The sequence below is a fragment of the Variovorax sp. SPNA7 genome, from assembly GCF_033807855.1.
GTDB classification, from domain to species: domain Bacteria; phylum Pseudomonadota; class Gammaproteobacteria; order Burkholderiales; family Burkholderiaceae_C; genus Variovorax; species Variovorax beijingensis.
This window is the reverse complement of the sequence record NZ_CP138513.1, coordinates 2486369-2500639: the sequence shown is the minus strand read 5'-3', so window position 1 is coordinate 2500639 and position 14271 is coordinate 2486369. Positions and strand designations below refer to the sequence as shown.

Annotated in this window: 14 protein-coding genes; all 14 read right to left on the bottom strand. The window is 67.1% G+C overall.

Annotation, left to right across the window (positions count from 1 at the left end):
- Nucleotides 1–43: 43 nt before the first annotated feature.
- On the bottom strand, nucleotides 44–331 hold the full coding sequence (locus RZE77_RS11580) for a DUF2274 domain-containing protein (RefSeq protein ID WP_319441965.1): 288 nt from the start codon (nucleotides 329–331) through the stop codon (nucleotides 44–46).
- Complete coding sequence (locus RZE77_RS11575) at nucleotides 328–1644, bottom strand: TraB/TrbI/VirB10 family type IV secretion system protein (protein WP_319441964.1); 1317 nt, start codon at nucleotides 1642–1644, stop codon at nucleotides 328–330. Before RZE77_RS11575 ends, RZE77_RS11580 begins: the two co-directional genes overlap by 4 nt.
- Nucleotides 1641–2681, bottom strand: a complete 1041-nt coding sequence (trbG, locus tag RZE77_RS11570; protein WP_319441963.1) for a P-type conjugative transfer protein TrbG — start codon at nucleotides 2679–2681, stop codon at nucleotides 1641–1643. The genes RZE77_RS11575 and trbG overlap by 4 nt, the downstream gene beginning before the upstream one ends.
- Nucleotides 2678–3391: a conjugal transfer protein TrbF gene (gene trbF / locus RZE77_RS11565; RefSeq protein WP_319441962.1), complete on the bottom strand. Its 714-nt coding sequence runs from the start codon at nucleotides 3389–3391 to the stop codon at nucleotides 2678–2680. Before trbF ends, trbG begins: the two co-directional genes overlap by 4 nt.
- Nucleotides 3392–3418: 27 nt before the next feature.
- Nucleotides 3419–4792 (bottom strand): P-type conjugative transfer protein TrbL, encoded by a 1374-nt coding sequence (gene trbL, locus RZE77_RS11560; protein ID WP_319441961.1) that lies wholly within the window; start codon nucleotides 4790–4792, stop codon nucleotides 3419–3421.
- 4 nt (nucleotides 4793–4796) lie between these two features.
- Nucleotides 4797–5105 carry an EexN family lipoprotein gene (locus RZE77_RS11555; RefSeq protein ID WP_319441960.1) on the bottom strand — a complete coding sequence of 103 codons (309 nt, stop codon included), beginning with the start codon at nucleotides 5103–5105 and terminating at the stop codon, nucleotides 4797–4799.
- Between the two features lie 10 nt (nucleotides 5106–5115).
- A complete protein-coding gene (gene trbJ / locus RZE77_RS11550) occupies nucleotides 5116–5880 on the bottom strand; it encodes a P-type conjugative transfer protein TrbJ (RefSeq protein WP_319441959.1) in 765 nt (254 codons plus the stop codon).
- Nucleotides 5877–8375 carry a conjugal transfer protein TrbE gene (gene trbE, locus RZE77_RS11545; protein ID WP_319441958.1) on the bottom strand — a complete coding sequence of 833 codons (2499 nt, stop codon included), beginning with the start codon at nucleotides 8373–8375 and terminating at the stop codon, nucleotides 5877–5879. The genes trbJ and trbE overlap by 4 nt, the downstream gene beginning before the upstream one ends.
- A 22-nt stretch (nucleotides 8376–8397) precedes the next feature.
- Nucleotides 8398–8682 carry a VirB3 family type IV secretion system protein gene (locus RZE77_RS11540; protein WP_319441957.1) on the bottom strand — a complete coding sequence of 95 codons (285 nt, stop codon included), beginning with the start codon at nucleotides 8680–8682 and terminating at the stop codon, nucleotides 8398–8400.
- Nucleotides 8679–9011 carry a TrbC/VirB2 family type IV secretion system protein gene (locus tag RZE77_RS11535; protein WP_153283814.1) on the bottom strand — a complete coding sequence of 111 codons (333 nt, stop codon included), beginning with the start codon at nucleotides 9009–9011 and terminating at the stop codon, nucleotides 8679–8681. The genes RZE77_RS11540 and RZE77_RS11535 overlap by 4 nt, the downstream gene beginning before the upstream one ends.
- Complete coding sequence (gene trbB, locus RZE77_RS11530; protein WP_319442341.1) at nucleotides 9008–9988, bottom strand: P-type conjugative transfer ATPase TrbB; 981 nt, start codon at nucleotides 9986–9988, stop codon at nucleotides 9008–9010. Before trbB ends, RZE77_RS11535 begins: the two co-directional genes overlap by 4 nt.
- Nucleotides 9989–10046: 58 nt before the next feature.
- A complete protein-coding gene (locus RZE77_RS11525; RefSeq protein WP_319441956.1) occupies nucleotides 10047–10517 on the bottom strand; it encodes a CopG family transcriptional regulator in 471 nt (156 codons plus the stop codon).
- Entirely contained in the window at nucleotides 10514–12496 is a 1983-nt protein-coding gene (locus RZE77_RS11520; RefSeq protein WP_319442340.1) for a conjugal transfer protein TraG, read from the bottom strand. Before RZE77_RS11520 ends, RZE77_RS11525 begins: the two co-directional genes overlap by 4 nt.
- Before the next feature lie 264 nt (nucleotides 12497–12760).
- Entirely contained in the window at nucleotides 12761–13657 is an 897-nt protein-coding gene (locus RZE77_RS11515; protein ID WP_319441955.1) for a LysR family transcriptional regulator, read from the bottom strand.
- Nucleotides 13658–14271: the final 614 nt, after the last annotated feature.

Here is a 14271-nt window from a genome sequence, read left to right as displayed (position 1 = left end):
ATGCTTAATCTGGACACCAAGACACCACAGCCCTTGTCCGCTTTCACGCCGACGTACTAGATGCGGGGTCGACGTTCGACCCCGCCTTCAAATTTCCACGCGCACCGGCACTGCGGCACAACGCCTTGAACGTCCTGTCTCGCTCCACGAAAGCCGCCAGCATGTGGGGAATCATCGCGACTGCGTCGACTCTGTCACCGTGCGCCTGGCTGTGCAGAACCGCATACCTGTCGAGCCGTGATTTCAGGTCTACCGACAGCGTGATGGTGACCTTGACTGTTTCCGTCTTGGGCAAGGCGCCCAGACTCAATCGGCTGCTACCTTTGCTCACTGCGTCGCTCCCCGATGGAAGAACAGTGGCTGGTACGGCCGCAATACCAAATCCTTGTTCACCATCACCTGCATCGGGAACCCCGGCCGGATCGTCAGCGTCGGCTGGATGCTCGCATTGCGCTTGGTGATCTCCTGCCCGACCTGGTTCACTGTGTCCTGCGCCCCGTCGCGCACGGCTATCACGACACGGTTGCCATCCTGGCTAGTCTGATTCCGAGGCGCCGCCAACTCTGCACCCATGCCAAGCAGGGTCGACAGCGCCGCACCGGCCAGGATTCGATCCCAGTGCCAGTCGACGCCATCCTCTAACCCGGCATAGCCAGCCGGATCGATTCCTGGCAAGCGATCGAGCGCCACCGACGACGTGTCGGGCAGGATCAGCCGCGTCCACACCAGCAGCACGCGCCGCTGTCCGAAAGCGACCTGGCTGTCGTAGCGTCCGATCAGCCGCGAGCCCTGGGGGACCAGCAGATGGCGCCCCGTGGCCGTGTCATAGACCGCCTCGGTCACTGTGGCGATCACTTGCCCCGGCAGGTCCGAGTTGATGCCCGTCACCAGCGCCGCCGGGATGATGGTTCCCGCCATGACCTGGTACGGTGAAGTCGGCAGCTGCAGCCTGCCGGGATTGCGCGTGGTGGTATCAACGACGTTTGCAAGAAAGGCTTCCCTGCGGTCCTGGTGGTTCTGCGCCGCTACAGGGTCGGCCGGCGAAGCCACGGCGGGGTTCATCGCACCCAAAGGATTGAACGGCTGCTGACCCGCTGTCAGTCCAGACGCATCAGTAGCAGTTGCGGACATGGCGTTCTCGGCAACAGCCCCTCGCTTCGCAGAGGCTCCGTCGCCGCTACGCCGGAAGAACACCGACGACCGCGCCGCCTCCTCGGCCGCCAACCTTTCGGCCTGGGCTGGGTCGACGCCATTGCCGGCAGCACGCATCTCCATCGGCTGCTGTGCCTTCACCATGGCCGATCCGAGATCTCCCGGCAGCGGTGGCCCCAGCACCGGTGGCGCGGGTTTCGACGCGCGCGGCATCCCAGCATAGTCCTTGGGCAGCTGGTCCAAGCCATCCGCCCGCGCCACGCGGTCCACGTTGTACAGCTCGGCCGCCGGGTTGCGGTCACGTTCCTGCGACTGCAGCGACCACATCGTGCCGCCGAACACGGCCGCGGCCAGGGTGCCGGCGCCGACCGCCAGCATGCGACGGTTGAGCCGCACGACGGACCGGGGCTGCGCGCGCAGGGCCACCGTCTCCGGCGCGACCTTGGGGGGGACTTGGGACGACGGAGGAGGCACACTGTCCTCCGCACTCATGACCTGTCGCTCCGTGCGTCCTGTACGCTGCCGATGGCGCCATCCGTGCGCTCGATACGCACCACCTGGGCCTTGCCGTCCTTGAAGCCGCCCAGCCGCAGCTCCGCCGCGCCGAAGAGGCGGTCCACCACGTAGTACGGCGAGCGGAAGCGATAGTTCACGAGCTGGCCATCGCCCTGCGGGCCGATCACAAACAGCGGCGGCAGCTCGCCCTGGGCGATGCCGCTTGGGAACTGGATGTAGACCTTCTGCCCGTCGTCGAAGGCCCGCAGCGGCTTCCAGGACGGTGCATCGCCGCTGATCGCGTACCGAAACCGGATCCGCTCCACCGACAGCCCCGAATCCACTGGTGTGGCGACCTGCGCCTCCCTCGCCTGCTTCTGCAGCGCCAGCATCCGGTCCTTCGGATAGTCCCAGGACACCGACGCCATCCAGGCCTGCGGCGTGGAGGACAGCTCGATCAGATAGGTGCGCCGGGCGGTCGTGATGACCAGGTTCGTCTTCAACCCCACGCGCGTGGGTTTCACGAGCACGTGGACACGCTGGTTCGCACCGGTGCCGCTGACCGTGTCGCCCACGATCCAGCGCGCCGTGTCGCCGGCCGAGACCGCCACCAGTTCCTCGCCCTCCTGCAGGGCGATCACCGTCACGCGGCCCGGACTCGTGTAGACCTGATACAGCGCACCGTCCGCATAGGGCCAGACCTGGATCGCGTTGACGTAGCCCTCGCGCGTCGGCGCGACGCGGGCTTCCTCATTGGCCCGCGAGACCCGCACTTTCTCGTCGGTGGGTTCCCGTGTTGGCTTCGCTTCCTGCTCGCTCGGCAGCGCCTTCATCTGGCCGGGCAGCGGCAAGGGCCTTGGCACCTCGACCACCTCGACGGGCGGCGTCGGTTCCGGCAAGGGCTGCGCGGCGGCGGCCACCGGCTCGTCGAGCGAGATCGCCGGTGGCGGCTTGCCTTGCGTGGCACAACCGGCAAGGACGGCCGCCCCAATCAAGATCGGTGCAAATGCGTGTTCACGGAAATCAGTCTTCATGGCTTGGTTCCTTTCACTGTGTCCGTCGCATCGAGCTCGCGGCTCCAGGACAGGCCGTTGACGTAGATACCCAGCGGGTTCCTGCGCAGCCGCTCCTCGGTGCGCGGCGTCTGCAGCACGATCGCGAGCACCGCGGTCCAGCGCTCCAGCCCCGCCGCTTCGCCGTTCACGTAGCGCCGCTCGGTCCAGCGCACCTGGAACGACGAATCGCTCGCGCGCACCACGCTGTTGATCTGCACCGCCACCGAGCTCTCCCCGATGCGCGAGAACGGGTCGTTGGTGCGCGCGTAGTCGTTCAGGGTCGCGGCGCCGCGGTCCGTCGTGTACTCGTAGGCCTCGAGCCAGTTCTGTCGCACCACGATCGGATCGATCGACAGAGAGCGCACGTCGGTGATGAAGCGCGCCAGGTGGTGTGCGATCTGCGCGTCGCTGGGCTTGTACGGCGCAGCGGCCTCGCCGACCGCACGCACCTGACCCGCGCTGTCGACCTCGACGACGTAGGGCGTCACGATGGACTGCGCCGAGCGCCAAACCAGGCCACCGGCCATCAACAGGGCCAGCGAGAGACAGCCGAAGGCCATCAGGCGCCAGTTCTTCGCCTGTACGCGCGCGCTGCCGATGCGCTGGTCCCAGACCTGCGCCGCGGCTTGATAGGGGGTGACGGGCTCGGGCGTGTTCGAGTACCGCACCTGGGGTCGCTTGAATCGCATGGATGGTTCTCCTCGAAAGAAGCCGGATCAGCCGTTGGACTCGTCGCGCAGGCTCGGGCCGGTGCCGCTGCCGCCGTGGTCGCCCGAGCGCAGCACGTGTGCCGTCGTCGAGGCCGCATGGCTCAGCTGCTGCTTGCGCCGCATCTGCCGGGCCCATGCCGGTTCGGGGGGTGGTCCGCCAGCCGCGTCCGCGCCGGAAGATGCCGCATGCCCCGTACTCGCAGGCGCTGCGGCATCGGTCACGAAGTTGGCCACGCGGTCCTTCACGGCCCTGGCGCCGGACGCGACCCGCTGGCCGACAGCCCCGGCACCGGTTTTCGCGAGATGGGCGAGCCCCGCACCTGCGGCACGCATGCCGCCATTGCCTGCTGCCGCCGCGCCCGCGTGGTAGGCCGATTTCGCATCGCTCGCCAGACTGCTGGCCGAACGTGCGGCCGACGCGCCGCCGCCGATAGCCGCGCGCGCCGCGGGGGGCGCCATGCGTGTGCCCGCGGCCACGGCGGATCCGGTGCTCGCCATGGCCGCGCCGCCGGCGACCGCCAGTCCGGCCGCCCCCAGGGCCGATCCCGCCGCCGCGCCGGCACCAAGTTGTGGCGCCCCCGACACCAAGCCCGTCGCGATTCCAGGCCCGAAGATTCCCAGCCCCAGCATCGCGAGCGCTGCCAACATGATCGTCAGCGCATGGTCGATGGACGGCTCGGCCCCGGGCAGCGTGCGGAACTCCGCAAAAAGGCCGGTGCCGATCCCCACGATCACGGCCAGCACCAGCACCTTGATCCCCGAGGACACCACATTGCCCAGCACCTTCTCGGCCAGGAACGCGGTCTTGTTCCACAGCGCGAAGGGCACGAGCACGAAGCCCGCCAGGGTCGTCAGCTTGAACTCGATCAGGGTGACGAAGAGCTGCACCGCGAGCACGAAGAAGCTCACGATCAGCACCAGCCAGGCCAGGAACAACACCGCGATGGTGTCCAGATGGGCGAAGGTTTCGGGGAAGCCCGTCATCTCGCCGATCTGTTCCATGATCGGCCGGCCCGCCTCGATGCCGACCTGCGCGAGCCGGCCCGGCTGCAGGAACTGAGCCTGCGTCAGGCCGGAGCCCGATGCCACCAGGCCCAGCCCCGCGAACGAGCGGAACAGGACCCCGGCCAGCTGGTTGAAGTGGCCGATGATGAAAGCGAACGCTCCCACATAGAGCACCTTCCTGATCAGCCGGGCGATCACGTCGTCGCCCTGCCCCGTCGCATGGCTCATCGCCCAGAAAAGCCCGGCCAGCGTCATGTCAATCACTACCAGCGTCGCCGTGAGGAAAGCCACCTCGCCATGCAACAGCCCGAAGCCCGAATCGATGTAGCGCGAGAAGACATCGAGGAAGCGATCGATGACCGCGACATCGTTCATCGCGTCAGTCCTTGGCGCCCGTGCCGATCGGCGATGAGGCCGGTGTGGCCGGCGGCAGGACGGGGTCGCTCGCGTAGGGCGATGGGCCGCCGCTCATGAAGCGCTGGCGCGTGGCCTCAGCCACCGCATGGCACTGCGCGTCGCCCATCCGGGCATGGTCGGCCTTGCACTCTGCACGCAGACCCTTCAGCCGCTCGGGATTCGCGATCAGGGATTCGACGGACTCGATGCCGGGCCCGGAAGGCTCGGACTTGCCGCAGCCCGCGAGCACCGGGACGGCGATGGCCGTCGTGATGAGGAGCAGGTTCTTCATGGACGTCCCCTCAGTTGCCATAGAAATTCACGCTGTGCGGCGTGTACGGTGTGCCGCTGCCCGCGAAGCGGCGGCGCACCTCGCGCGCACGCTCGTGCACCGCCACCTGCCGCGCCTGCTCCAGCGCCGCGGCGCGGTCCTGCGTGATCTGCAGTTGCTGCGCCTGGATGGCCTGGCGCGACTGCAGCGCCAGCAGCTGGTTGGTTGCCTGCATCGCCTGCAAGGCGCCTGCGGCCGACTGGCTGCGGTTCAAGAGATCGGTCAGCGCCCGCTCGTCGGAGGCGAAGTTCTGCATCGCCTGCGACTGCACCTGGGTCGCGGTGCGCAGGGCTTCCAGCGAATTGCGCCAGCGCTGGCGCGCATCGCCGGCCATCTGCGCGCCGGACATGCCCGCCGAAAAGGACTCCGGATAGAGCCGCTTGAACTCCTCTTCCATGCGTGAGACGTTGAAGGCGAGCCCCTGCGCCTGCTGGATCAGCTGATTGGTCGCCGCCAGCGTCGACTTGAGTTCGGACAGCGCACTGAAGTCCAGGCCCTGAAGATTCCTCGCCTGGTTGCGCAGCATCTGCGCCTCGTTCTGCAGCTGTTCGACCTGGTTGTTGATCTGCTCCAGCGCGCGGGCCGCCGTCAGCATGTTCTGGATGAAGTTGGACGCATCGAACACGGTGTCGCCGACGCCGAAGATGGCATGCGCCGGCGGGGCCACACCGAAAGCGATCGCACTGACCGCGACGAGCGCGGCGATTCTGGGCTTGAAGGAAGACTGGAGGTTCATGGCATTTGCTCCTGCGGGGTTGAAGAAAGAGATGGGAATCCCGATGGAAAAGACGGAATGAGATCGGCCGCCCAGCCGAGGCCGCGATGGCGCAGCCAAGCGGCCGCGAAGACCGAAGGCATTCGCGAGAACGGCGAGGCCAGCACCGAAGCCTGCACGCGGTCGAGTTCGCGCTGGTCCTCGGGTGAAGCCGCGCCGGCAAACGCCAGCGCCACCGGCCCGAGCCCGAGTTCGAAGACCCGGTTGCCCAGGCGCGACTGGTAGTAGTAGTCGCGCTTGGGCTGTGCCGTGGCGACGATCTCGATCTGCCGGCTGTTGAGCCCGAAGCCCTCGTAGATCACGCGAATCTGCGGCTCGGTGGCCTGCGGGTTGGGCAGGTAGATCCGGCTCGCGCAGCTCTCCACGATGGCAGGCGCGATGCTGGAGTTCTGGATGTCGGCCAGGCTCTGTGTTGCGAAGATGACCGACACGTTCTTCTTGCGCAGCGTCTTGAGCCACTGGCGGATGCGTGCGGCAAACACCGGGTCGTCGAGGAACAGCCAGGCCTCGTCGAGAATCAGCAGGGTCGGCGCGCCGTCGAAGCGTTCGTCGAAGCGCGCGAACAAATAGCCCAGCACGGCCAGCACAGCGGCCTTGCTGTGCATCAGCTCTTCCATCTCGAAGCACTGGATGGAGGAGGCTCCCAGCCGGTCCCGGTCCGCGTCCAGCAGCCGCCCGTGCGCACCACCGAGCACATAGGGCGCCAGCGCCTGGCGCAGGGCATTCGACTGCAGCAGCACCGCCAAGCCGGTCATCGTGCGCTGCTCAAGCGGCGCGGTGGCGAGGCTGGCCAGCGCCGACCACACCATCTCCCGCTCGGCCGGCCCGACCTCGAGCCCCTCCTGCCGAAGCCGCCCTTCCACCCACTCCGCCGCCCAGGTGCGGTACCCATCCTGGTCGATGCGCGCGAGCGGCTGGAAGGCGATCTCGCCATCGGTACCGAGGTCGTAATGCTCGCCGCCGAGCCCCAGGATCGTGGCCCGCAACGAGCGCCCCATGTCGAAGGCCAGGATGCGCGAGCCGGGATAGCGCCGGAACTGCAGTGCCAGCGTCGCGAGCAGCACCGACTTGCCCATGCCCGTGGGCCCGACCACGAGCGTGTGCCCGACGTCACCGATGTGCGTGACCAGCCGGAACGGCGTGGCGCCATCGGTGCGCGTGACGATCAGCGGCGGACCATCGAGATGCGCATTGCGCTCGGGGCCCGCCCACACGGCCGACACCGGCATCATGTGCGCCAGATTCAAGGTCGAGACGATCGGCTGACGCATGTTCGCGTAGGCATGGCCGGGGATCGAGGACAGCCAGGCCTCGACCGCATTGAGCGTCTCGGGGATCGTCACGAAGCCACGGCCCTGGATGACCCGCTCGATTGCGCGCAGCTTCTCGTCGGCCGCCGCCGGATCAGCGTCGAGCACCGTCACGGTAGCGGTCACATACCCGAAGGCCACCTGGTCGCTGCCGAGTTCCTGCAGCGCCGCGTCGGCATCCGCCGCCTTGTTCGAGGCGTCCGAGTCGACCAGCGCACTCTCCTGCTGGAAGATGGTCTCGCGCAGCAGGGCCACGATGTTCTTGCGCTTGGCGAACCACTGGCGGCGCAGGCGCACGAGTTCCTTCTCCGCCTCGGCCTTGTCCAGGCAGAGGAAGCGCGTGCTCCAGCGGTAGCCGAAGCCCAGGCGGTTCAGGTCGTCCAGCAGCCCCGGCCAGGTCGAGGTCGGGAAGCCGCGCACCGTCAGCACCCGCAGATGCCGGCTGCCGAGCATCGGCGCCAGGCCGCCCGTCAGCGGCTCGTCGGCCAGCAGCGCATCGAGATGCATCGGCATTTCGGGCACCGCGACCGCATGCCGGCGCGTGGACACGCAGCCGTGCAGGTGGGTCAAGGTCTGCGCGTCGTCGAGCCACTCGACCTCCGGCATCACGCCTTCGAGCAGGCCGAGGAAGCGCTCGGTCTCGGATACGAAGGCTTCCAGCCGCCCCCTCCAATCCGACCCGTCCGACGCACCCGATCCATCCTGGACGTCCGTCCCTGCGCGCTCATAGAGCAGCCCCGCGGCGCGCGCCTTCGATTCCTCGGGCGGCAGGTACAGCAAGGTCAGGTGGTAACGGCTCTCGAAATGGCTGGCATCGGCCTCGAAGGCGGCGCGGCGCTCCTCGTCGACCAGCCAGGACAGCGCCTCGGGAAACGACGACTCGGGATAGCCGGCCGCCTCGCGCCGCTCGGCCTCCACGAACAGCGCCCAGCCCGAGCCGAGTCGGCGAAGCGCATTGTTCAACCGTGCCGAGGTGGCGACGAGCTCGCCCTGCGTCGCACTGTCCAGGTCCGGCCCGCGGAACCGTGCGGTGCGCTGGAATGATCCGTCCTTGTTGAGCACGACCCCGGGGGCGACCAGCCCGGCCCAGGGCAGCCAGTCGGCCAGCAGCGCCGGGCGCTTGCGGTATTCGGCGAGGTTCAGCATGGCACGCTCTCCATGACTCGCCTCAGACGTCCAGCAGCGGACGCTGCTTGATGTGCCGCGCGAAGACCTGCATGAACTGCGGGTCCAGGCGCGCACCCCAGACGGCCAGCGCATGGCCGACGAGCCAGAGAAAAATACCCGGCAGCCAGAGCTGCAGCCCGAGACCGACCGCGGCGGCCAGCGTGCCGTTGGCGATCGCCACCGTGCGCGGCGCGCCGCCCAGCAGGATCAGCTCGGTGAGCGACCGGTGCAGCGGAATCTCGAAACCGGGCGCAACACCCGCCGAGAAAGCAGTCGACTCACTCATGCCAGCACCGCCCCACCCGAGAAGCTGAAGAAGGTCAGGAAGAAGCTGGAGGCGGCGAACGCGATCGACAGGCCGAACACGATCTGGATCAGCCGGCGGAAGCCTCCCGAGGTGTCGCCGAAGGCGAGCGTCAGTCCGGTCACGATGATGATGATCACCGCGACGATCTTGGCCACGGGCCCCTGGATCGAATCGAGGATCGACTGCAGGGGCGCTTCCCAGGGCATGTTGGAGCCGGCCGCACGCGCGGGCAGCGCAGCGGCCAGCAAGAGCGTTGTCGCTGCCGCCGCGTGCAGCAGCGGCTTTGCGGAAAGACGTGAAATCGTCATGACGGTTCTCCAGAAGACGACGGGGTTGACGGGGCAGGACGAGACGAAGAGAGCAAGGGGAAACCAGGCACCGCCGAGGTATCCAGCTGATAGCCCTCGTTGTCGTGGCCGACGACGCGCGCGATCTCGCGCACCCGCCGGGCGCGGCCACGGCCAGCGATGAAGACGATGACGTGGACCGCCTCGGCGATCAGGGCGCGCGGCACGGTCACGGAGACTTCCTGCACCAGCTGCTCCAGCCGCGTGAGCGCGCCCAGCGCGGACCCGGCGTGCACGGTGGCGATCCCGCCCGGGTGCCCGGTGCCCCAGGCTTTGAGCAGGTCCAGCGCCTCGGCACCGCGCACTTCGCCGACCACGATGCGGTCGGGCCGCAGCCGCAAGGTGGCACGCACCAGGTCGGCCATGGTGGTCACGCCCGGTTCGGTGCGCATGCTCACGTGGTCGTCGGAGCGGCATTGCAGCTCCACCGTGTCCTCAAGGATCAAGACGCGGTCGCGCGTCTCGGCGATCACGTCGAGCAGCGCGTTTGCGAGCGTGGTCTTGCCCGTGCTGGTGCCACCCGCCACGACGATGTTGAGGCGCTCGCGCACGGCCTGCCGCAGGAACGCGGCCTGGTGCTCCGTGAGGATCTCGTCGGCCACGTACTGCGTCAGGCTCATGATCCTCAACGCCCGCTTGCGGATCGCGAACGAAGGCGCGCGCACCACCGGCGGCAGCACGCCCAGGAAGCGCTCACCGCTTTCTGGCAGTTCGGCCGAGAGGATCGGCGTGCCGGCATGCACCTCGGCGCGCACGTGCGTGGCGACCAGGCGGATGATGCGTTCGGCCACCGGTGGTGACAGCGCCACGCCGGTCGGCGCGCGGCCGGTGCCGAGCCGGTCCACCCACAGCGAGCCATCCGGGTTGAGCAGCACTTCCACGACCTCAGGATCCGCGAGGGCCGCCGCGATCTCCGGCCCCATGGCCGTGCGCAGCATGCGGATGCGCCGGGCCGCCGCGTTGTCCGCGGCTCCCGGCGACGACCAGGAAGAATGATCAGACGGCTGGACCATCGGCGGCCTCCTCCGGTTCCTCCTGCCCCGCGTGCGTTGGCGCCGCTTCGGGCTCGATCTCCTCGTGGACCTCTCGCACCAGGCTGCGCCCGCGCTGCAGGTGTCGTCCGAGCTGCTCGATGAATTGGACATACCGGGCCCTCCCCTGCGCCCGTGCGGCGTCCTGCTGGCCCTCGGGCACCGGGATCGAAACGGTGAGGAAGTAGCGGACATAGAGCGCCACCGTTTCGATCAGGATGTTCTGGTCGCGCTCAAGCCGGTCGAACTGGCGCGAGAGCCTGTCCAGGCGCTTGGCGATTGCTGCCTCGCGCTGGTCGCCGCCATCGGGCGAAAGGAACGATGCCAGTGCGGCTGCGACCACGGCCGATTTCGAGACACCCTTGTGCACCGCCAGCCGATCCAGCCGTTTGGCGTGCTCCGGCTCGATGAAGATGTTCAGGCGGGTCCGGCTCATAGTGCGATCCCGTCGTCAGGGTCCAGTGCGGCGAGACGCGCCGTACGCGTGAGCTGACGGTCCACGTCGCGCGGCCGCAGCGGCACGTCGTCCTCGTCATCGAGCACCAGCAGCCCATCGTCCTCCTGTAGCGCCGACGGGTCGCGCACGAGCTCCAGCTCGGGCTTGAGCTGGGGGCCGCCCTCGTCGGTTGACGACAAAGACTCGGGAGCGATCAGCGGCGCCAGTGCGCTCCAATCGTCGGACCGTATCGCAGGGCGATCGGCGTAAAAGCCAGCAGCCAGCGCCGGTGGTGGCAGCACACGCCGTGTGAAGTTGCGGTCCTGGTAGTAGCGCAGCTTCCTGGCCTTGATCGGTGGATGGCCCGAGACCATCACCACCGCGTCGTCGGGCGGCAACTGCATCACCTCGCCCGGCGTCAGCAGCGGCCGCGCCGTTTCCTGGCGCGACACCATCAGATGCCCAAGCCAAGGCGCTAGCCGGTGCCCTGCATAGTTGCGCTGCGCGCGCAACTCGGTGGCCGTCCCCAGCGCCTCCGAGATGCGTTTAGCCGTGCGCTCGTCGTTGGTCGCGAAGGCGACGCGCACATGGCAGTTGTCGAGGATCGAGTGATTCGGGCCATAGGCCTTGTCGACCTGATTGAGCGACTGCGCGATCAGGAAGGCACGCAGGTCATAACCGGCCATGAACGCCAACGCCGACTCGAAGAAGTCCAACCGGCCCAGCGCCGGGAACTCGTCCAGCATCAGCAGCAGCTTGTGGAGGCGCGCGATGCCGTCGGAGCCGTCGAGCGATTCGGTGAGGCGCCGGCCGATCTGGTTAAGGATCAGGCGGATCAGCGGCTTGGTGCGGCTGATGTCCGAGGGCGGCACGACCAGGTACAGCGAGACCGGGTGCTCCGCCGAGATCAGGTCGGCGATGCGCCAGTCGCACCGAGAGGTGACCTCTGCGACCGTGGGATCGCGATATAGGCCCAGGAAGCTCATCGCGGTGGACAGCACCCCGGAGCGCTCGTTGTCGCTCTTGTTGAGCACTTCCCGCGCGGCCGAGGCGACGACCGGATGGACTTCCTGGCCCAGGTGCCGTGTCGTCATCATCCGGTGCAGCGTGACCTCGAAGGGGCATGCCGGATCGGACAGAAAATTGGCGACCCCGCGCAGCGTCTTGTCCTCGCCGGCGTACAGCACGTGCAGGATGGCGCCGACCAGCAGCGCGTGCGAGGTCTTCTCCCAGTGGTTGCGTCGCTCGAGTGCACCCTCCGGGTCCACCAGGATGTCAGCGATGTTCTGCACGTCGCGGACCTCGTGGGCGCCGCGGCGCACCTCGAGCAGCGGGTTGTAGGCGGCCGAGCGCGCGTCGGTCGGGTTGAACAGCAGGCAGTGCGAGAAGCGCGCGCGCCAGCCCGCCGTGAGATTCCAGTTCTCGCCCTTGATGTCGTGGATCACGGCCGAGCCGGGCCAGGACAGCAGCGTGGGCACCACAAGTCCCACGCCCTTGCCGGAGCGCGTGGGCGCGAAGGCCATCACATGTTCCGGTCCTTCATGGCGCAGGTAGGCGCCGCTCTTGTCCGATGTCCTGCCAAGGAGTACCCCCACCGGCTTTGTCAGGCCCGCCTTGGCAATCTCCTCGCGCTCAGCCCAACGGGCGGAGCCATACGTTGTGACCTGCTTGGACTGTCGCGCGCGCCAGATCGCCATCGCAATCGCCGCGCAGGTGGCGAGCATGCCGCTGAGAGCGGCGATGGCACCGCCACTCTCGAAGACGTGGGATGCGTAGGCATCGTAGAAGTACCACCATTCGAACAACTTCCAGGGCTCGTAGACCGGCACGCCGGAAGTCACGAACCAAGGAGGGCCGAGCATGGCTTGGTAGCCCAGCGCGTGCGCTGTCCACTGTGTGGCCGCCCATACGCCAGCAATCGCGACGCAAGGCACTGCAAGAATTTCTCCAAACAGGATGCCGTTTGCTCGACTCGACATGGTCACCTTCGTGTTCGTTCCAGTGCGCGTGCCGAAGCGGCACTGCCATACGAAGTCTGAAATCAATGTGCCGTGGCGCATACCCATCGCGGCGTGGTGACGCGTACCCTGGCGCAAGTGTTGCGTCGGCCTTAAGCCGAGTAGATGGCTAAGCGCCGAAGATTCGGCGCCACGCGGCGGGTAGCCTTTCAAAGGATCGACGGGCTGTCGAACGCCGTTGGCGCGACGCAACATCGCGCGAGCGGCGGAACGCCGCATCATCGATCAACGCAGCGTTCTGGCGTGCACCAGGAAGCGTTGCAGCACGTCGTGCACTCCCAGACTCTGCCGCTTATGCAGCACGCAGGTCGTTATGTGTATGCTTTCCGCCAGCGGGACAACGACAACATCGGTGCGGCGCAACGCCGCCATATGGCCAGCGTCGGCGACTCCGGCGCCCAGGCCCGTCGCCACGCGTGTGACGTACCCGGCGAGCGTCCGAGCTTCGCCGGCAATGACCGGGCTTTCTGCGTACTGCCGACGCACAGCATCCATCTGCAGGCGGAGCCCAGGCAACCGGACGAGATCACACGCGATCATTGGGAAGGCTAGGAGTTCGGAAACCGCCAGTACCTCGCGCGTTGCCAGTTCATGCTCTGGTGGCAGTAGCGCCACCAATGGATAAGACCAAGCGACTTCCTGCACGATCACGCTGTCGTCCGGAACGCCGAAAGAAAACCCGACATCGACTTCCTCGCGCCTCAGCGCGGTCACCAGTTCGGCCGCGCGCATCTCCGTGATTTCGAGCGGGATATTAGATGCCAGGGCACGCCAACTGGAGAAGCACTCCGCGAGCTTGGGCTGGGCAATGCCGTCGGCCACGCCGATGCGGAGCGGCTCTCGGTGGCGGGCATCGATTTCGCGCACAACGCGCTTGATCCGCCGAAGCCGGACGAAGAGCTTTCGCGCCTCCTCAAGTAGCTTTTCGCCAGAAGGTGTCAGCACCAGCTTGCGCGACGACCGCTCGAAGAGCACGACGCCCCATTTTTTTTCCAGATCACGAATAGTGCGGGAAAGTGGTGTCTGGTCGATGTGAACCCGCTCAGCTGCACGACGGAAATTCAGTTCCTCGGCGACGGCGACAAAGTAGCGTAAATGACGTAGCTCCGTTCCGGTATCCACGAGTCCGATCTCCAAAGTCGAATGTCGGTGGTAGTTCAAGCACGTCGCAGACCCCTGATTGGAAGCACAGCGCGCTCTGCGGCAGCACGCCTTCGATCTCTTCAATCGAAGAACGCAAACACCTACGTCGTATCTTGCGGAACACCGGCGTGTCGGTCGCGACCGAGACGATACGCCGCAGCTCGTGACACTCTGCGGTGCAGTGACCGCATGTACCGGCCAAGGTTGAGCGATGGGCAACATCTTGCCTATTCAAAGCGCCTCGAGTTCCAGCGCCAATACGCTTCCGGCTGTCCACGATGCTGTCGCGAATGCTCGGCACCTTGTTCAGGATGTGCTCGGCATAGAAGCGCACGGTGGCGATCTTGGCCTCACGAAATCTACATCGACGTTGTGCGACGCAAGGTCCGCTGCCATTTGAATCGACTCGACATACGAAGACAGAGGTGCTGGCCTTTCCTAGTTTTTTGGTCGTCGTAGCAGCCCACCGGCGGGGCCGATCAGAGCTGCCAATGATCGATGGCTCGACAAACGGGGACCCGCTCGTATCACTCCTGGCCAAACTGGGGTCTGCTTTCGGTCCCAAAAGTGGACATTCGCGACCGAGGCGACTG

Excerpts from the sequence above, each read along its gene's own strand:
- RZE77_RS11575 (WP_319441964.1), bottom strand. The coding sequence starts at position 1,644 with ATGAGTGCGGAGGACAGTGTGCCTCCTCCGTCGTCCCAAGTCCCCCCC.
- trbG (WP_319441963.1), bottom strand. The coding sequence starts at position 2,681 with ATGAAGACTGATTTCCGTGAACACGCATTTGCACCGATCTTGATTGGG.
- trbF (WP_319441962.1), bottom strand. The coding sequence starts at position 3,391 with ATGCGATTCAAGCGACCCCAGGTGCGGTACTCGAACACGCCCGAGCCC.
- trbL (WP_319441961.1), bottom strand. The coding sequence starts at position 4,792 with ATGAACGATGTCGCGGTCATCGATCGCTTCCTCGATGTCTTCTCGCGC.
- RZE77_RS11555 (WP_319441960.1), bottom strand. The coding sequence starts at position 5,105 with ATGAAGAACCTGCTCCTCATCACGACGGCCATCGCCGTCCCGGTGCTC.
- trbJ (WP_319441959.1), bottom strand. The coding sequence starts at position 5,880 with ATGAACCTCCAGTCTTCCTTCAAGCCCAGAATCGCCGCGCTCGTCGCG.
- trbE (WP_319441958.1), bottom strand. The coding sequence starts at position 8,375 with ATGCTGAACCTCGCCGAATACCGCAAGCGCCCGGCGCTGCTGGCCGAC.
- RZE77_RS11540 (WP_319441957.1), bottom strand. The coding sequence starts at position 8,682 with ATGAGTGAGTCGACTGCTTTCTCGGCGGGTGTTGCGCCCGGTTTCGAG.
- RZE77_RS11535 (WP_153283814.1), bottom strand. The coding sequence starts at position 9,011 with ATGACGATTTCACGTCTTTCCGCAAAGCCGCTGCTGCACGCGGCGGCA.
- trbB (WP_319442341.1), bottom strand. The coding sequence starts at position 9,988 with ATGCTGCGCACGGCCATGGGGCCGGAGATCGCGGCGGCCCTCGCGGAT.
- RZE77_RS11525 (WP_319441956.1), bottom strand. The coding sequence starts at position 10,517 with ATGAGCCGGACCCGCCTGAACATCTTCATCGAGCCGGAGCACGCCAAA.
- RZE77_RS11520 (WP_319442340.1), bottom strand. The coding sequence starts at position 12,496 with ATGTCGAGTCGAGCAAACGGCATCCTGTTTGGAGAAATTCTTGCAGTG.